The sequence below is a fragment of the Rhizobium sp. CNPSo 3670 genome (genome assembly GCF_057784555.1).
In genome coordinates this window covers 174,122-192,212 of sequence record NZ_JBXSOL010000006.1, presented here as the reverse complement: position 1 = coordinate 192,212, position 18,091 = coordinate 174,122, and the positions used below count along the sequence as shown (strand labels likewise).

Below are 18,091 nucleotides of genomic sequence, written 5' to 3'. Positions count from 1 at the left end.
CATCTTGTCTTAAAACGCGGTCGGGCGCGGCAGCGGCACCGGCACGTTGGCGATGCCGCCAGCCGTATCGCCGGTCGCCACCTTTTCCGGCTGCTGAGACGGCTGCGGGTCCTGCCCCGGAATGAGGCCGGCGAAGACGAATCGCGGGTCGTGGTCCATTTCCAGAATGTAGGGCGAGTGCACCTTCATGCGGCCGACCTCGTCTCGCGTTTCGCTGCGTATCTTGGCGCCCTTGGCGCTGCATATATCGGCTGTAATGTCGGTCACCTGGTCTTGTCCGGGCCCGTAGGGCTTTAGCGAACCCAGCGTCTCATTGCCGGGAAACTGGGTGGTAAAGCCCTTCTGCAACAGATTCGCCGTCGCATCGGCACGCGCCGCGAGACTGTCCGTGCCGAGCACGACGGAAACAAGCGTACGGCCGTTGCGCGTCGCCGAACCGATCTGGTTGAAGCCCGAGGCGCAGATGAAGCCGGTCTTCATGCCGTCGGCGCCGGCGAAGCGGCCGATCAGCATATTGAGGTTCGGCACGTTCTGCTGGCCGGTGGTGAAGCCCTCGAGCGCGAAATAGCTGGCATATTGCGGAAACTCGCGACGCAGCGCCACCGTCAGCACCGCCAGGTCCCGCGCCGTCGTATATTGCCCCTTGCCCGGCAGGCCGTTCGGATTGACGAAATGCGAATCCGTCATGCCGAGCTTCAGCGCCTCGCCGTTCATCCGGGTCACGAAACCTTCCTGCGTGCCGCCGACGGCTTCTGCGACCGCGACCGCGATATCGTTGGCCGATTTCACCATCAGGATCTTCAAGGCACTGTCGAGCGTCAGCTTCTGGCCCGGCTTGAAATACATCTTGGCGGCCGGCTGCGCGGCGGCGCGTTTGCTCATGACGATGGGCGTATCGAGGCTGATCTGGCCGGCGCGGATCGCATCGAAGACGGTATAGACGGTCATCAGCTTGGTGAGTGAGGCCGGATACCACTTTCGGAAGGCTTCTTCGTGTTCGAGAACGCGGCCTGTCTGCACGTCGACGAGAATATGGGGATTGGCCTGGACGAGCGAAACGGAAGCGACAAAAGCGGCAGTCGCCGCAACCATGAAACGAAACGGCCGCATGGCGGCAAACAAACGGAAGTGGCTCGTCGACACGGTTCGTCCTTCAGATGTCCGGAAAATCTCGCAACCTTCATCTATCTAGCCTATATGGCTATGACATGGCAAAGGTCATTGACGAAGTAATTGCACGGGCCTCACGGCCTTTTGAAGCGACGAACGATTGTCGGAATTTGATAACAGGAACGCCAAGATGCCGATTTTGAACAGAGCCGCCGAATTGCAGGACGAAGTCGCCGAATGGCGCCGCCATATCCATGCCCGGCCCGAGCTTCTTTTCGCGGTGGAAAACACGGCCGCTTTCGTCACTGAAAAACTCAAGGATTTCGGGGTTGACGAGATCGTCACCGGCATCGGCCGCACCGGCGTCGTCGGACTAATCAAGGGCAAGGGCGAAGGCCGCCGCACGATCGGCCTGCGCGCCGACATGGATGCCCTGCCGCTGACTGAAATCACCGGTAAGCCCTGGGCTTCGCAGACGCCGGGCAAGATGCATGCCTGCGGACATGACGGCCATACCGCCATGCTGCTCGGCGCCGCGAAATATCTCGCCGAAACCCGCAATTTCAATGGTAATGTCGCCGTCATCTTCCAGCCCGCCGAAGAAGGCGGCGGCGGCGGCAATCTGATGGTCAAGGATGGCATGATGGAGCGCTTCGGGATCGAAGAAGTCTACGGCATGCACAACCTGCCGGGCCTGCCTGTGGGACAGTTCGCGATCCGCAAGGGCGCCATCATGGCGGCAACCGACGAATTCACCGTCACCATCAAGGGCCGCGGCGGCCACGCCGCCCAGCCGCACCGGACGATCGACCCGATCGCCATCGCCGCCCAGATCGTCAGCAATTTGCAGATGATCGCCTCGCGCACCGCCGATCCGATCAGCTCTGTCGTCGTCTCGGTGACCAAGTTCAACGCCGGTTTCGCCCATAACGTCATCCCCAATGACGCGACTTTCGCCGGCACCGTCCGCACCCTCGATCCCGAAATGCGCACGCTTGCCGAAACCCGTTTCCGGCAGATTATCGAAGGCCTGGTCGCAGCTCATGGCGCCGAGGCCGAAATCAGCTTCAATCGCAATTACCCAGTCACCGTCAACCACCCCGACGAGACCGAGCATGCCGTCGCCACCGCCAGCGCCATTGCCGGCGAGGCCAACGTCAATGCCGAAATCGATCCGATGATGGGCGGCGAGGACTTCTCCTACATGCTGAACGCCCGTCCCGGCGCCTTCATCTTCATCGGCAACGGCGACAGCGCCGGCCTCCACAACCCGGCCTACGACTTCAACGACGAAGCCATCGCCCACGGCATCTCCTACTGGGTCCGCCTTGCCGAACAACGCTTGGGCCTCTGACAAGAATTAAGGCTTGGCTTCGCGCCAAGCCTTTTGTATGCATGGCATTCAAGTGGTCCCGTAGCTCAGCAGGATAGAGCATCAGATTCCTAATCTGGGGGTCGCGCGTTCGAATCGCGCCGGGATCACCATTCTCAAACGCTGAGCCATATGGCCACTGCGGGAATGGGTGGAATGACTGATCTCGTCTTGTAGATCGCCGCTGAAGGCTTTGCCCCGTTTCAAGCTCGCGGTACCTGACGATAGGCTCCTCGTCTTCTTATGATCCGCCGTGCCCCTAGTCCCAGCAACGCCGCCACAACCGATCCGCCGACGAAACCGATTGCGCCCCAGACGAGGCCGGCAAAGCTCATAGGCACCCCAGGCACGAAGTCGCGCCAAGTATTGGCGAAAACCACATCATCCGCATTCCCTAGCAGCACGAAGGGCTTGGCGACGGGGGCCGCGGTGCTCAGTTTCAATTGCTGCGACTGCAGCCTTTCATAACGAGTAATCGTGCTCTGCATCGAGACGCCGCGGTCGCGCAGGAAATCATCGGAAGATTGGGCATAAGCGTTCAGCGCCTGCTCGCGGTCGAGCTGATGCTGGGCGGCTTGGCGGTTGAAGTCCTCGACGATGACACGCAGCTCATCGATCGCGCCGCCGATCCGCTGGCGATATTGCTGCGCAAATTCAGGCGCTTGCGAAAAGACCGTGCCGCCGGCAAGTCCGGCGACAAGGGCGATGATCCTTGCAATCTGTCCCACGACCGTGGTCTCCGGCTGTTTCCTGCGCTAACGATCCGCGGCCGCAAAGGTTTCTGCCTTCGACACAATCGGTAACGCTATGTGATTGAACCGGCGGCGCTTCCGGCGAGTTGAGACTATGACCAACTCAGAAAGAGAGGCTCGTCATGAAACAGTTCATTCTTGCTTGCACGCTCGCTGCAGCGTCCGTCCTTTCCGCCATGCCGTCCCAGGCGGCAAGCGTGACTATCACCACCGATAACCCGCGTCCTTATTATGGCGATTTGGAGCGTCCTTATTATCGCGATTCGGAGCGCCCTTATTATCGCCACCGGCCCTACTACCGCCATCACATGATGCGCCGCGTCTCCGATGATTGCTTCACCAAGACGGAAAGAATCCGCCGTCACGGCCATACGATCGTGAAGGAGACCCGGATCTGCCGATAAGGCGGTCCATGCATGAAAAGCCCGGCCGCTCCTCCCCGGCCGGGCTCTTCAGGAACTTCGCAACATCGGCTGCGTTTATCGCGAAAAAGGGAGAACTCATCATGCGTATCAAGATGACTCTTTTGGCAATCGCCTATGTCGCCGTCAGCGCTCTGCTGCTCGCCATCGCGTATCAGCCGCAGGGGTCGGTGGCCACAGCGAAGACCGATCGCCTGGAAGGCGCGTCCTTCCTCGTCGAGCGCTTCGCCGGTTGATCAGCCGAGCGCCGGCGTAGAGGCCGGCGCTCGCAAGCGGGACGCCTTTCGCTAATATCAATGTGGGTTGCCGACGGCAGACCCGCTGAGCAGGATTCGGTTCTGCACCGCGGTCACGCCCTCGACCGCCCGGGCGACGGCGGTTGCCCGTTCGATTTCCCCGACCGTACCGACGGTGCCTGTCAACACGACCTGATCTTCCTCCATCGTCACTTCCACATCCGATGCATCGATGCCGCCGGCAATTGCCAATGCATTGGCGACGGCGGCCTCGAGAGATGCGCGATTGGCGATCTCCGCTTCCACTTCGGGCGCAAGCCCGTGAAATGTTGGCTCTTTGAAAACCATATTCCGTTCCTCCGAAAGATCTCAAGAAGAAACGCCATCGGCCTGGTTTGGTTTCCTGCGTTACCACCTGACGCGATAGCGGAGATTGACGCTGCTCGCCTCATCAGGCGAGAACGGATTGCTGACCGAGGCATCGAGGTTGAGGTTCGGCAGGATCGCCTGGTTGACCGCCACCGAGCTCGAGAAGTCGCCGCTGGCATTGCTGACCCCGGCGCCTGCCGAAAGCGAGGTTCCCGTCCAGGGATGGATCAACTTCAGCGCCTGTGACGCCGTCACCGAAGTCTCCCTGGCATCGACTGGATCGTAACGGACGCTCAGGGAGCGGCTCGATTGCATGTCGAGCGAATCCGACAGGATCCAGCTGCGCGAGCGGCTGAGCGTCAGAGCGCCGCTGCCGCGCAGCGTATCGACGCTGACCCTGGCGCCCTGCTGCCATTGGCCTGCCGGCGTAACGCTCGTCTTGCTGATCCTACCCCAGAGCATGGCCTGTTCGGAATCGGGTAGCGGCGCGCCGCCTTTTGTCGCTGCCAATGCGAGATCGGCGCCGGCGCTCGTCTCCCATTCCGCCGGCAGACGAAAACCCATCGTTGCCTTGTATGATCGATCCGAGACTTTGGCAGGCGACCAGATCAACAGGTCGTCCGCCTTTGCGGTCACGGTCAGCGAAAGCACGATGGCGGAAAGAATGATGGCTATTCTGAATATCGTCATGTGTTCCGATCGTTTTGACCTGACACGTGCTGGCTCATCGAATGGCACGATACCGCACCAAAGTGCCGTCAGCGAACACGGACAGGCAGCACGGCCAAGCCGTTCATCCCGATGTCATCCTCGATTTAGTGTTTGGCCGAAAAAGCCGAGGGCAGCCAAGTGCCCTTTTTCAATGGCCGCCGTAGCGCCCCGGTTGCCCATGCGCCGGCGAGCGGCGGCAGGGGAATCACATCCCTTCAGGAATGTCATAAGGATCACACCCCGCCGCCGCTCTGTAAACCCCCGAGGAGCTGAAATCTGCTGCACCGCACACTTGCCGCACCCTCCAAACCCTAGTAGAGCCTGAGCCTACGAGAGACATTTTTCGCGAAATTCCAAATGATGACAGGCAAAACCGCGCCGCGGCGCCTCAGCATCTTCGGCTCGACCGGGTCGATCGGCCGCAATACCCTCAATGTCGTCGAACATCTGGGCGGGCGGGAGAACTTCGAAATTTCCGTGCTGACAGGCAACGGCAATGTCCAGCTGCTCGCCCGGCAGGCCAGATCCTTCGGCGCGCGGCTGGCGGTGACGGCAAACGACCGGCATTATGAAGCGCTGAAGGACGAACTTTTCGGCAGCGGCATCGCGGTCGCGTCGGGGAAATCCGGCCTGATGGAAGCGGCCGACCGCGAAGCCGACTGGGTGATGGCGGCAATCGTTGGCACGGCGGGTCTGGCGCCGACGCTTGCCGCTGCGCGCCGTGGCGCTGATATCGCCCTTGCCAACAAGGAATGTCTGGTCTCGGCCGGCGATCTCTTCATCGGGGCGATCCGCGCCGGCGGCGGCAAGCTGCTTCCCGTCGACAGCGAGCACAATGCGATTTTCCAAGTGCTGGAAGAAAACCAGCGCCATGCCGTCGAGCGTGTCATCCTGACCGCCTCAGGCGGTCCCTTCCGTACCGCCTCGTTGAAGGAGATGGCCGATGTGACGGTGGAAACCGCACGCGCCCATCCGAATTGGTCGATGGGCTTGAAGATCTCGATCGACAGCGCCTCGATGTTCAACAAGGCGCTGGAAATGATCGAAGCCCGCCATCTTTTCGGACTGAGGCCCGAGCAGATCGAGGTGATCTTCCATCCGCAGTCGATCATCCATTCCATGGTGGGTTATACCGACGGTTCAGTGCTGGCGCAGCTCGGCGCGCCTGATATGCGCACCGCCATCGGTTACGCGCTGTCCTTTCCGCGCCGGCCGAACCTGCCGGTCGAGCGGCTGGATTTCGCCAAGCTCGCAAGGCTGGATTTCGAGGCGCCGGATGAGGTGCGGTTTCCCGCCTTGCGGCTGGCGCGCCTTGCGATGACGCGCGGCGGCGTTCAGGGCGCGGTGCTGAACGGCGCCAAGGAAGTGGCGCTCGAGGCCTTCATCGAGGGGCGCCTCTCCTTCCTCGCCATGGCCGAGGTCACCGAGAGGGTCATGGATGACCTGGCCCACCTGCCGCCGGCTGCCGGCATGGACGATGTCTTCAACGCCGACCGGCAAGCCCGGCAGCGCGCGGCGGCGCTGCTGAAACTCGATCTCGTCGGTTGAGAGCTCGGTCGGCTAGCGCAGCCGATTGCCGTGCTCGTCGAACAATCGGCAATTCGAGGGCTCGAACTGCAGGCTGACCTCTTCGCCGGCCGCAATGCTGGTCGGCGACCGGTGCTCGACGGTGAGCGACTGACCATCGCCAAGCTGGCAATAGAGATACTGCGTTCCGCCGAGATACTCCGAAAAATCGACTCTTGCCCTCAGGCTGCCATTGAGCTCGGGCGCCACTTTCAGATGCTCCGGCCGCAGACCGAGCGTCACGGCCGTACCGGCCAGCCTGTCTTTCGCCAGCAGGCCGCTTTCGACGCCCCCGCCGGCGATATCGACCAAGCCGCCTTCGCCCCATCGGGCATTCAGGAGATTCATCCTCGGCGAACCGATGAAACCCGCCACGAACGTATTCGAAGGATTTTCGTATATTTCCCGCGGCGTTCCGGCCTGCTCGACGCGGCCGTCGCGCAGCACGACGATCTTGTCGGCGAGCGTCATCGCCTCGGTCTGATCATGCGTGACATAGATCATCGTATTGCCGAGTTCGCGATGAAGGCGGGCGATCTCGATGCGCATGGACACGCGCAGCTCCGCATCGAGATTGGACAGCGGTTCGTCGAACAGGAAAACATCGGGCTCGCGCACGATCGCCCGGCCGATCGCCACGCGCTGGCGTTGGCCGCCGGAAAGCTGGCCGGGGCGCCGGTCGAGCAAATGGTCGATCTTCAGGATCGCCGAGGCTGCCTTGACGCGCGTCTCGATCTCCGCACCATTCGTACGCGCCATCTTCAGGCCGAAGGCCAGGTTGTCGCGCACGCTCATATGCGGATAGAGCGCGTAGGATTGGAAGACCATGGCGATGCCGCGCTCGGAAGGATCAAGATCGGTGACAACACGTCCCTTGATCTCGATCTCGCCATCGGTCACGTCCTCCAGGCCGGCGATCATGCGAAGCAACGTCGATTTTCCGCAGCCGGACGGACCGACGAAGACGACGAATTCGCCCTCCTCGATCGTCAGGTCGATGCCATGGACCACCTGCAGATTGCCATAGCTTTTTCGCACGTCCTGAAGGACGACGCTCTTGTTACCCATACCGTTCGTCATCCCCAAACGACCTACTTGTCCGCCTGGACCCAGACGAGCATCTCTCCGGGCGCGCGGTTGTCCCAGAGATGATAGGGCACGAAGCGAGCTGTGGCGACCCGCCTTTCGGCCGGTGCCTTGCGGTAGAGCGATGTGCCCCAATTCGATGTTTCCTCACGCTCGACCTTGAGATCGAGAGCGACGGCATCATTGAGGTCCTTCAGCACGACCGTTTCGGCGGCCGACAGGTCGCGGGGCAGAACGATGGTGTTGAGGTCCTCGCCATTGTCCGTTGTCTCAACGCAATAGACGAGCGGACCGCGCATCAAGGCGACGCGGCCGGAATCCTGGCGCACTTTCGGATTGGCATATTGCGGACGAAGCGCCAGCGGCAGGTAGAAGGCCACCTTATCACCGTCCGCCCATTCGCGGTCGATCCTCGCATATCCGTCGCGGACATGGGCACCGAGGTCGAGCATCGCCCCGTTGACGCTGAGGGTTGCGCCCTCTGCCCAATCCGGGATGCGCAGCGACAGCGCGAACCGAGCCGGCTTTGCCAGCTTGACAGTGAAGGCGACCGCGCCGTTCCACGGATAATTGGTGCTCTGCTCCAACGCCAACTCGGCGCCATTGGCAAGCTTCAGCCGGGCGGTGCTTTCGCCATAGAGATGGACGGCGATCTCATCATCGGCAACCGCATACATGTATGAGCCGATCGACGTCACCAGACGGGCGATGTTCGGCGGGCAGCAGGGGCAATGGTGCCACTTCCAGCGGTGGTGCTTGCCCGCACTTTCGAGCGGATTGTCATAGAAGAAGGTCTTGCCGTCTGTGGAAAGACCCGGCAGCGCGCCGTTATAAAGCGCCTGCTCCATGATATCGGCATAGCGCCGGTTCGGTCCGCGCCCGAGCATGCGGCTCGCCCAGAAGACCAGGCCGACGGAGGCGCAGGTTTCCGCATAGGCCGTGTCGTTGGGCAGATCGTAATAATCGGTGAAGCCTTCGTTGGAGGCGGCCGGGCCGATGCCCCCGGTGATGTACATCTGCTTGGTCGTCAGATCGTCCCAAAGCGTTTCCAGCGCCGCCGTCAGACTGTCGTCGTTATATTCGGTGGCAATATCGGCCATGCCGGAATAGAGGTACATGGCGCGCACCGCATGGCCGACCACCTTCGTCTGTTCGCGCACCGGGAGGTGCGCCTGGCCATATTCATAGGTCTTCTGATGGAAGTCGGCAGCGCTCCGGCCGTCGCGAGCGGCCTCGGCCGTAAAGAAGTGCGGCTCGGTGCCGCGTTCGTCGATGAAGTATTTCGACAGGTCGAGATATTTCTTCTCGCCGGTCACCCGGGCGAGCTTGACCAATGCCAGCTCGATTTCTTCGTGGCCGCAATAGCCGGGAATCTGTCCCTCGCCATGGCCGAAAACCTTGATCATGTAATCGGCGTAGCGGCACATGATGTCGAGCAGCTTGCGCTTGCCGGTCGCCTGATAATAGGCGACCGCGGCTTCCATCAGATGGCCTGCGCAATAGAGTTCGTGATGATCGCGCAGATTGGTCCAGCGGCGGGATGGCTCGACGCGCTGGAACCAGGCGTTCAGATAGCCGTCCTTGTCCTGCATTCGTTCATACATGTCGATGATCTCATCGGCGCGCGCCTCGAGCTTCGGGTTCGGCCGGCGATAAAGCGAGTAGGCGATCGTCTCGATCGACTTGCCGAGATCGGAATCCCAGAACATCTGCGTCGTCCCGCCCCAGGGCTGAATGGGAATGACAACGCCCGGGCTCGGCTGGTTGACGTCGATCGCTTTCAACATCCCGGCCTCGACGCAGCGGTCGAGCAGGGTCTCGGCGGTGGAATTGCAGACGGCGTCCTGCCACTTGCCCCAGAAGCCGCCGAGCTCGACATCGGGAACGGCGACGGGACGAAACTGGCGGTCATTGCTTGACTTGGTCATGGGCTCTACCTTGAGCATGATGCCGAAAAGTGTGAGCGGTTTTCGGACGACATCATGCTCTAACTCTTTAATTTAGAATAGGATTCAGATTTTAGGCCGACGGCCTAAAATCATCCTGTTCTTGCGATCATTTCACCGCGCCGGCCATCAGCCCGCGCATGTAGTAGCGTTGCAGGAGCAGGAAGACGATCAGGCAGGGGATCGTCATGACGACGACACCGGCCTGCACCGCTCCCCAGTTGATGGCGCCGAGCCGTCCGGCGCGAACCGCCGTCATCAGCACCGGCAGGGTGTATTTCTCATTGCTGGAAAGCAGCACGAGCGCAGCGAGAAACTCGTTCCAGGCATTGAGGAAGGCGAAGATCGCCACCGTCGCGACACCGGGCAGCACCAGCGGCAGCAGGACGCGCGCCAGCAGCCTCAGATCGCGCGCACCGTCGATGCGCGCTGCCTCTTCGATCTCCTTGGGCACGGCGTCGAAGGCATTGCGCATCATGAAAACGGAGAACGGCAGTTGCAGCGTCACATAGACGAGCGTCAGCCCGAGCAGCGAATTGTTGAGGCCGAGTTTTGCCAGGATGATGAAGAGCGGCGTCAGGATCGACTGGAACGGGATCATCAGCGTAGCAATGATCAGCACGAACAGTGCATTCTTCATCGGGAAGCGATAACGCGAGAAGCCATAGCCCGCGAGCAGGCTGACAAGAACGGTCAGCACCACGGTGGCGACCGAAACGAACAGCGAATTGATCATGTGCCGCCAGATGCCGGCGCCGAACGTATCGAGCAGCGCATAGGCATCGAAGCTGATGCTGGATGTCGGCCACGGCGGCAAGGGCGGCAGGGTGGCCTCGGCACCCGGCCGGAAGGAAGCGAGCAGCGTGACCGCGAACGGCGCCAGAAAGAAGATCGAAATGGCGATGCCTGCCAGATGATAGGTCGACTTCGTGCGGATGGCCTTGCGGGCGCGGCGTTGCCTTGAGGTCGTCATGGACGCTCCTCCCCGACGCGCAGCAGCCAGAGCTGCACGATGCTGATGGCGACCAGAATGGCGAGGAGCGCAATCGAGAGGGCCGCGCCATACCCGAGATTGAAGGAGACGAAGGACTGGTTGAAGATGTAATAGACCACCGAGATCATTTTGTTCTGCGGTCCACCGGCCGTCATGATATAAAACTGGTCGAAGGCGAGGATCGAGCCGGTAACCGAGACGATCAGGGCTAGCGCGATCGTCTTGCGCATCAGCGGCAGCGTCAGGTGCCGGAAGCGCTGCCAGCGGCCGGCGCCGTCGATGCGGGCCGCCTCCGTCAGCTCGGATGGAATGGCCTGCAGCCCGGTCAGCAGAATGATCATGGTGAAGCCGGCGATCTTCCAGACGACCATCACCACGACCGTCAGAAAGGCGGTGTCGAAGGTCGCAAGCAGGTTGGGGCTCTTTTCCAGAAGACCGAGTGCTTTAAAGGCTGGGCCGATGAAGCCGCTATCGACATTGGCAAGCCAGACCCAGAGCAGCGAGGCCGTGGCAAGGCCGACCACGACCGGCAGGAAGATGATCGTGCGGTAGGCGCTGACGAACTGCCGTTCCTTTTCGACGAAGATCGCCAGCGGAAAGGCGACAGCGAAGATCGCGATAGTGACGATCACGGTGTAATAGGCGGTGAAATTCAGTGCCGCCATGAAACGGGTGTCGTTGAACATACGGAAATAATTGTTGAAGCCGATCCAGCGCGACGCTCCCATCAGCGGCCAGTTGTGAAGGCTCATCCACCCCGTGAAGAGAACCGGCATGACGAAGAAGACGATGACCAGCGCCATGGCCGGCGCGATGTAGAGCGGGCCGCGCCAATTCGATCTGCGCCGCCGCTTTCGCCGGGGCAATAGCATATTCGAACCGGAACCGGTCATCGAAACGCTCCGCATCTGTCAATTGAAAATGGCCGGGAAGCTGCCACCGCTCCCCGGCCGCGGCCTTGGGAGAGTTATTGGCCGCTATCGATGATCGACTGCATTTCCGACTGGGCGCTCGAGAACGCGCCGTCGACATCGTCGCCGAAGATCGCCGCGTTGGTGAAGCTTGCCCATGGGCCGTTGGCGCTGTTGATCAGGTCGTTGAACTGCAGCGTATAGGGCGTCTTGGCGACGCTGATCGCCTTGAGGCCGACCTGCATGCGCGGATCGAGACCTTCCAGCACCTTACCGGCGATGTCGCCGCGGGTCGGCAGGCTGCCATATTTCGCCATCACCTTCTGGCCGTCCTCGGAATAGATATATTCGAGGAACTCCTTCACGGCGTCGATCTTCTTGGTGCCCTTGGTGATGACGAAGTTGTCGCCGCCGGCAAAGGAGGAAGGCTTGCCGTCGACCCCGGGGATGAGGGTCACACCGAAATTGATCTCGGGATGCTGGGTCACCAGCGTGCCGATGGCAAAGGCGCCGAGGCTCTGCTGGCCGATCTTGCCGTTGGTGAAGGTCAGGAAGTTCGTACCGTTGTCGCTGGCCGCACCCGCCGGCACGAGGTCCTTTTTGACCATGTTGCGGTAGATGTCGACGGCCTTGCGCATCTGAGGCGTATCGAGCGTCGCCGTCTTGCTGTCGGCCGACAGGATGTCGGCGCCCGCACCCCAGACGAGCGGCGTGAAGGTGAAGATCATGCAGCCACCGCAGCCGCCGCCGGAGAAATAGAAGCCGTAGGTGTCGTCACCGAGTGCCCGGATCTTCTCTGCATTGGCAGTGATTTCATCCCAGTTCGCCGGCGCCTTCTCCGGGTCGAGACCGGCCTTCTTGTAGAGATCCTTGTTCCAGGCGAAGACCGATGTCTCGACGGAGAGCGGCAGGCCGTAGATCTTGTCCTGATAGGTGCCGAGGCGGACATGCGACGGCGAAAGCGAGTTGAAATAGGGCAGCGACTTCGCCCAGTCCGTCAGATCCTCCAGCTGGCCCGCCGCGGCAAAGGCAGGATTGTAGATGAGGTCCATCGACAGCGCGTCGGGCGCCTGTCCGCCGGCGATTGCCGTCGCATATTTCTGCACCAGCTCGGAGAACGGCACTTCGGTCATTACGACCTTGTTCTCGTGGCTGGAATTATAGGCTTCGACGACTTTCTTGAAGGCGTCGCCGATCCCCGAGCGAACCCACATTTCGACGTTTTCGGCCGCCGATGCAGCCGAAACCAGGCACAAGGTGGCGATACCGGTCGCCGCCAATAGACGCTTGATCATGACACTCCTCCCAATATGGCGCTCTCCTCGCGCCTTTGCTCATTTCCGTGATTCTCATTCCCCGGGGGTTCTACCCCCGCATGACCGCCGAACGACGAGCCGGCAGGGCAACTTCCTCACTCCCGGCTCGACAGGCCGTCCTTCCGCAAGCGCCAGCACCGTCAATCCGGCCTGCCGCCCGAGTTCCTTCAGTTCCATATCTACCGTCGTCAGCGGCGGCCGCGTCTGGGCCGCGACAATCTCCCAATTGTCGAAGCCGATCACCGACACGTCCTGCGGCACCTTGACGCCGCGCTCACGCAGCGCATCCACCGCCCCACGGGCGATCTGGTCGTTGCCGCAGAAGAGCGCATCGGGCTTTTCCCCTGGCCTCTTCCAAAGCTGTTCCACCGCCTCATGGCCCCAGCTCTCCGACCAGATGCCGTAGAGCACCGGCTCGCGGTGGCCCGCCACCTGACGATAGGCCCCGGCCCGCTCCCGCACCGAAAAGAAGTCCTCCGGCCCGGTAATATGCGCAATCCGCCGCCGCCCGATCGTCACCAGCCATTCCACCGCCAATCTCGCACCCTGCCCGTCGTCCGAACGGAAAGTAACGCTGTTCGGCGTCCCCTCGGTGAAGGCGTAGACGACAGGCACATGCAAATTCGACAGATCGACGGGCAGACGCCTGTCCAGCCGCTTGCCGGTTGCGATGATACCGTCGACCTGCTTGTCCAGCATCGCATCGACATGGATCTGAGCGAGCGCCGGATCGTCTTCGATGGCGCATAGGAAAACCGAAACGCCATGATCGACGAGCGCGTCCGAAATACCCGCCATCACAGGCAGCGTGAAACGGCCGTAGGTGTCGTTCGTCAGCAGCCCGATGGTGAAGCTGCGCTTGCTGAGAAGACCTCTTGCCAGCGCATTTGGCCGATATCCGATTTCGCCGGCAATCCGCTTCACGCGCTCGCGGGTTTCCGTCCCCATCCGACCGGTGTCGTTGAGCGCCTTCGACGCCGTCGAGATGCTCACCCCGGCGGCCGACGCCACCTCATGGATGGTGATCCTGCCTCTTTTTCCTCCCGATATGTTCAGGCTTTCCTCCTTCTGAAATGGCTTGAGAAAAGCTTTTACCATTGTGCCTGTCAAGTGAGAAAAGGTTTTCTCATGCAATTCGAGAGACGGAGCGGCGAGGCATGGATTGTCTGGAAGGAAGGCGTTGAAACGGCCGATGCGAATCCATAGGACCGACTTGCAATGCGTCACTCATCTTAGAGCGAAGGGCAGCGCTGGATAATCTTAGCTAATGAATGCGGAACGAACAACCGCCGTCAGAACCCGATGGAGGTTCTGATTCGCGGAAGCTAGAACCCAAGCGATCGCTAGATCAGGCGACGTGCCTTGCCAGCGCGCAACGCGACCAGAGCGAATGCAGGGCCTCGACGAGATGGGCGATATCGGCGTCGGAATGCAGCGGCGTCGGGGTGATGCGCAGTCGCTCGGTCTTCTTCGGCACGGTGGGATAGTTGATCGGCTGGACATAGACGCCGCAATTGTCGAGCAGCAGGTCGGAGATCCACTTGCACTTGGCGGCATCGCCGACCATCACCGGTACGATATGGCTGGGATTGTGCATATGCGGAATGCCGCGCTGGTCGAGCAGCGAGCGCAGCTTGCGCACCCGGTCCTGATGGCGGGCGCGCTCGAATTGGCTGACCTTCAGATGCTGGATCGAGGCCACCGCACCGGCGGCGAGCGCCGGCGGCAGCGCCGTGGTGAAGATGAAGCCGGAGGCGAAGGAGCGGATGAAATCGCAAAGGGCCGTCGACGCGGCGATATAGCCGCCCATCACCCCGAAAGCCTTGCCGAGCGTGCCCTCGATCACCGTCAGCCGGTCCATCAGTCCCTCCCGCTCGGCAATGCCGCCGCCGCGCGGGCCGTACATGCCGACGCCATGGACTTCGTCGAGATAGGTCATTGCCCCGTATTTGTCGGCGAGATCGCAGATCTCCTTGATCGGGGCGATATCGCCGTCCATCGAATAGACGCTCTCGAAGGCGATCAGCTTCGGCGCCTTCGGATCGGCGGCTTTGAGCTTGGCTTCGAGATCGGCGACGTCGTTATGCTTCCAGATCACCTTGTCGCACTTGGCGTAACGGATGCCCTCTATCATCGAGGCGTGGTTCAGCGCGTCGGAGAAGATGATCAGGCCGGGAATTTTGGCGCCGAGCGTACCGAGTGCGGCCCAGTTGGAGACATAGCCTGAGGTGAAGATCAGTGCTGATTCCTTGCCGTGCAGATCGGCAAGCTCCCGCTCGAGCAGAACGTGATAATGGTTGGTGCCAGAAATATTCCGGGTGCCTCCCGCACCCGCGCCACAGTGGTCGATGGCGGCCTTCATCGCCTCGATCACCTTCGGGTTCTGGCCCATGCCGAGATAGTCGTTGGAGCACCAGACCGTGACTTCCTTCTCGCCGTCGGACGTATGGCGCGTCGCGCGCGGGAAATTACCGCGGTGACGTTCGAGATCGGCAAAAACGCGGTAGCGGCCCTCGGCATGAAGCCCGTCCAGCTCGTTTTTGAAAAATGCTTCGAAATCCATCATATGCTCCAGTATCGCGCGGCCGTTCTTGCCGACCGGACGTCCGCGCGTCAATGCTTACCCTTTGCTTTAACATCAACTGCGGCAAAAGGCCCAGATTTTTGAATGATTCCAGAGGAAAAAATGCGTGCGCCACAATCAGTGGGACCGGTGCCGCAAAAGCGCCTGACATAGGCGCAAAATCCGCACGGCCGCAACAACACTCTTCGCGAAAAAAATCAGGCCAAGAGTGGACAACCCTTTCTTCCGACATAGTTTTCCAGCTAGCCTGCCAAAAAAACAAAAGGGACGGCCTTTGCCCACTGGACAACAACCTCGGAGAGAAGAGATGAAAAAAGCTGTCATACTCGCATTGATCGGCCTGTCGATCGCAAGCTGCACGCCGACCCAGCAGGGCGCCGGTATCGGCGCTGCATCGGGCGCCGTCATCGGTGGCGCGGTCACCGGCAATGTCCGCGGCGCGGCCGTCGGGGCCGCCATCGGCGGCGTGTCAGGCGCTCTTATCGGCAGCGTCGCGGAACAGCCCGGCCAGTGCTACTATCGCGACCGCTATGGTCGCCGTTACATCGACGCTTGCCCGCGCTGAGAGCGCTGACAAAGCGGCAAAACAGGAAATCCCGGACACACATCCGGGATTTTTTGTGCTGAATTAGTGCGTGGGCAATTTAAAATGGTACACCCTGCGCGATTTTGCCGCTAAGCTGTTCACGGCTGGGCAACGAAGCTTCATGTAGGCGTAACCAAAAGCAGCGGATGCGGATTAGAGGGACAAGTCCGAAAATAGGTTTTGCGTATCGGCGAACAGGCACCATGATGGTGGTCGCAGCGGCAGCTGCTTTCTCACCGGTCCTGATCGGCGATGCTTACGCCTTCAAGCTTTTCGGCATCACCATCTTCGGCAAGGAGGAGGACGAGAGCGAACAGGTGCCCGATCCGGTGCGCTATCAAGTCGACCTCAAGGCCGACACCGCCGATCCCGATCTTAAGGAAGCGCTCGAAAACAGCTCCCGCCTCGTCAGCGACCAGAAACAGCTGGTCTCCGGCGATCTCGGCATCGTCGTCAAGGCGCGTGACGACCGCGAGCGGCTGATCGCCGCCTTGTACGAAAAGGCGCGCTATGGCGGCGTGGTGACGATCACCATCGATGGCAGAAACATCGACGACCTGCCGCCCAATCCGACCTTCGACCGCTCCGGGCCGATCCCCGTCACCGTCAATATAACACCCGGTCCCGTGTTCAGGGTCAGAGAGGTGCAGTTCGGCGGCGACGCCGCAGATCGCAATCCCGCCGATTACGACCTTGCACCCGGCGCCGAGGCCGGCTCGCTCGCCATCATCAAGGCCGGCGACAAGATTGTCGAACAGTTGAAAAGTGAAGGCCGGCCCTTCGCCAAATTGACCGAACGCAAGGTCGTCGCCGATCACAGGAGCGATACGGTCGACATCGTGCTTGCTGCCGAAGGTGGGCCTGTCGCCCCGATCGGCGATGTCGGGGTCACCGGCGAAAAGACCGTGCGGCCCGGTTTCATCCAGCGTTATTCCCGGCTGAACAAAGGGGACGCCTATTCGCCGGAAAGGCTGAAAAAGGCCGGCGAGCGGCTTCGCGCCCTCGGCGTCTTTTCAAGCGTCACCATTCATCAGGGCGATGTGCTGGCGCCTGATGGTACGCTGCCGATGACGATCGAGGTTTCCGAAGGCAAGAGGCGTTATTTCGGCGTCGGCGCGCAATATTCCACCACCGACGGCCTCGGCATCCAGGGCTACTGGGGTCACCGCAACCTATTCGGCGAGGCCGAGACGCTGAGGATCGAAGGCTCGGTCTCGCGGCTCGGCGAAACAACCGATGTCGGCAGCCTCGACTACTCCGCCGGCATCCTCTTCACCAAGCCCGGCGCCTTCTTCCCGGCCGCCACGTTGAAGGCCGGCATCGTCGCCAAGACCCAGAACCCGGACGCTTATAATGCAACGCTCGTCACCGCCTCGCTTGGCCTTTCCTATGAACTGACCGACAAGGACACGGTGTCGGCGAGCGGCGAAGTCAGCTGGGAGCGTGATGATGACGCCTTCGGCACCAATGACTATCTGACCATCGCCCTGCCGCTTCAATATGATCGTGACGCACGCGACGACAAGTTCAATCCGACCGAAGGCTATCGGGCGACAGCATCGGCAAAGCCCGGCTACGAGATCTTCAACGCCACACCCTACGCGGCATTCGAGGGCTCGATCTCCGGCTATCTGCCATTCGGCGCCGAGGACCGCCTCGTGCTTGCCGGCAAGATCGCCGCCGGCGTGCTGATCGGCGGCGGCGGGATCGAGGACATTCCTGCCACGCAGCGTTTTTTCGCCGGCGGCGGCGGTTCAGTGCGCGGATATAGCTATCAGGAGATTTCGCCTTACAATGACAAAGGCGATGCCACCGGCGGCCGCTCCTATGTGACCGGGTCGTTGGAGGCCCGATTCAAGATCACCGATACGATCGGCCTTGTGCCCTTCATCGATGTCGGCACCGTATCGGATAGCACTTTCCCGGGTTTTTCCGATATCCGCGCCGGCGCCGGCGCGGGAATACGATATGCCACACCTTTCGGGCCGTTGCGGCTTGATTTTGCCGTGCCGCTGAACAAGTACGAAGATGGCACAGATTATGGAATTTATGCCGGCATCGGCCAATCCTTCTAGGATTGCGATTCCGGCTTCTTCCGATCGATGGGCCGCATGAAAACGGGGTAGTCCG

General features: G+C 61.2%; 17 protein-coding genes and 1 tRNA gene. 7 read left to right on the top strand and 11 right to left on the bottom strand.

Annotated elements, in window-relative coordinates:
- Window positions 1–9: 9 nt before the first annotated feature.
- On the bottom strand, window positions 10–1,143 hold the full coding sequence (locus AC13QO_RS08435) for a D-alanyl-D-alanine carboxypeptidase family protein (protein WP_488540424.1): 1,134 nt from the start codon (window positions 1,141–1,143) through the stop codon (window positions 10–12).
- 157 nt (window positions 1,144–1,300) lie between these two features.
- Between AC13QO_RS08435 and AC13QO_RS08430 the strand changes: the two genes are divergently transcribed.
- Together AC13QO_RS08430 and AC13QO_RS08425 are read left to right on the top strand one after the other, a co-directional pair.
- Window positions 1,301–2,464 carry a M20 aminoacylase family protein gene (locus AC13QO_RS08430; RefSeq protein ID WP_488540423.1) on the top strand — a complete coding sequence of 388 codons (1,164 nt, stop codon included), beginning with the start codon at window positions 1,301–1,303 and terminating at the stop codon, window positions 2,462–2,464.
- Window positions 2,465–2,518: 54 nt separating this feature from the next.
- Window positions 2,519–2,595: transfer RNA gene (locus AC13QO_RS08425), tRNA-Arg, on the top strand.
- A 90-nt stretch (window positions 2,596–2,685) separates the two neighbouring features.
- On the opposite strand, the gene AC13QO_RS08420 is transcribed toward AC13QO_RS08425, so the two are convergent.
- Window positions 2,686–3,210 carry a DUF2937 family protein gene (locus AC13QO_RS08420; RefSeq protein ID WP_488540422.1) on the bottom strand — a complete coding sequence of 175 codons (525 nt, stop codon included), beginning with the start codon at window positions 3,208–3,210 and terminating at the stop codon, window positions 2,686–2,688.
- A 146-nt stretch (window positions 3,211–3,356) separates the two neighbouring features.
- Here AC13QO_RS08420 and AC13QO_RS08415 point away from each other — a divergent pair, with 146 nt between their 5' ends.
- Both AC13QO_RS08415 and AC13QO_RS08410 read left to right on the top strand, forming a co-directional pair.
- Entirely contained in the window at window positions 3,357–3,638 is a 282-nt protein-coding gene (locus tag AC13QO_RS08415; protein WP_488540421.1) for a hypothetical protein, read from the top strand.
- 101 nt (window positions 3,639–3,739) lie between these two features.
- A complete protein-coding gene (locus AC13QO_RS08410; RefSeq protein WP_176536406.1) occupies window positions 3,740–3,892 on the top strand; it encodes a hypothetical protein in 153 nt (50 codons plus the stop codon).
- Window positions 3,893–3,949: 57 nt separating this feature from the next.
- On the opposite strand, the gene AC13QO_RS08405 is transcribed toward AC13QO_RS08410, so the two are convergent.
- Window positions 3,950–4,240: a BON domain-containing protein gene (locus AC13QO_RS08405; RefSeq protein WP_097601551.1), complete on the bottom strand. Its 291-nt coding sequence runs from the start codon at window positions 4,238–4,240 to the stop codon at window positions 3,950–3,952.
- A gap of 60 nt (window positions 4,241–4,300) precedes the next feature.
- Window positions 4,301–4,951: a hypothetical protein gene (locus tag AC13QO_RS08400; protein ID WP_488540420.1), complete on the bottom strand. Its 651-nt coding sequence runs from the start codon at window positions 4,949–4,951 to the stop codon at window positions 4,301–4,303.
- Window positions 4,952–5,329: 378 nt separating this feature from the next.
- Here AC13QO_RS08400 and dxr point away from each other — a divergent pair, with 378 nt between their 5' ends.
- Window positions 5,330–6,520, top strand: a complete 1,191-nt coding sequence (dxr, locus tag AC13QO_RS08395; RefSeq protein ID WP_285195320.1) for a 1-deoxy-D-xylulose-5-phosphate reductoisomerase — start codon at window positions 5,330–5,332, stop codon at window positions 6,518–6,520.
- Window positions 6,521–6,532: 12 nt separating this feature from the next.
- Here dxr and AC13QO_RS08390 read toward each other — a convergent pair whose 3' ends face one another.
- From AC13QO_RS08390 to hemA, 7 genes are all read right to left on the bottom strand, one after another.
- Complete coding sequence (locus tag AC13QO_RS08390; protein WP_285195321.1) at window positions 6,533–7,606, bottom strand: ABC transporter ATP-binding protein; 1,074 nt, start codon at window positions 7,604–7,606, stop codon at window positions 6,533–6,535.
- Window positions 7,607–7,629: 23 nt separating this feature from the next.
- Window positions 7,630–9,552, bottom strand: a complete 1,923-nt coding sequence (locus AC13QO_RS08385; protein ID WP_488540419.1) for a glycoside hydrolase family 127 protein — start codon at window positions 9,550–9,552, stop codon at window positions 7,630–7,632.
- A gap of 127 nt (window positions 9,553–9,679) precedes the next feature.
- On the bottom strand, window positions 9,680–10,543 hold the full coding sequence (locus AC13QO_RS08380) for a carbohydrate ABC transporter permease (RefSeq protein WP_085779667.1): 864 nt from the start codon (window positions 10,541–10,543) through the stop codon (window positions 9,680–9,682).
- Entirely contained in the window at window positions 10,540–11,457 is a 918-nt protein-coding gene (locus tag AC13QO_RS08375; protein ID WP_488540418.1) for a carbohydrate ABC transporter permease, read from the bottom strand. Before AC13QO_RS08375 ends, AC13QO_RS08380 begins: the two co-directional genes overlap by 4 nt.
- A 74-nt stretch (window positions 11,458–11,531) precedes the next feature.
- Window positions 11,532–12,770, bottom strand: coding sequence for an ABC transporter substrate-binding protein (locus AC13QO_RS08370; RefSeq protein ID WP_488540417.1), 1,239 nt, complete (start codon window positions 12,768–12,770; stop codon window positions 11,532–11,534).
- 54 nt (window positions 12,771–12,824) lie between these two features.
- A complete protein-coding gene (locus tag AC13QO_RS08365; RefSeq protein WP_285195386.1) occupies window positions 12,825–13,802 on the bottom strand; it encodes a LacI family DNA-binding transcriptional regulator in 978 nt (325 codons plus the stop codon).
- Between the two features lie 337 nt (window positions 13,803–14,139).
- Window positions 14,140–15,354, bottom strand: a complete 1,215-nt coding sequence (gene hemA, locus AC13QO_RS08360) for a 5-aminolevulinate synthase (RefSeq protein ID WP_488540470.1) — start codon at window positions 15,352–15,354, stop codon at window positions 14,140–14,142.
- 328 nt (window positions 15,355–15,682) lie between these two features.
- Between hemA and AC13QO_RS08355 the strand changes: the two genes are divergently transcribed.
- Together AC13QO_RS08355 and AC13QO_RS08350 are read left to right on the top strand one after the other, a co-directional pair.
- Complete coding sequence (locus tag AC13QO_RS08355; RefSeq protein WP_004679653.1) at window positions 15,683–15,940, top strand: YMGG-like glycine zipper-containing protein; 258 nt, start codon at window positions 15,683–15,685, stop codon at window positions 15,938–15,940.
- Between the two features lie 167 nt (window positions 15,941–16,107).
- A complete protein-coding gene (locus tag AC13QO_RS08350; protein ID WP_488540416.1) occupies window positions 16,108–18,036 on the top strand; it encodes an autotransporter assembly complex protein TamA in 1,929 nt (642 codons plus the stop codon).
- Window positions 18,037–18,091: the final 55 nt, after the last annotated feature.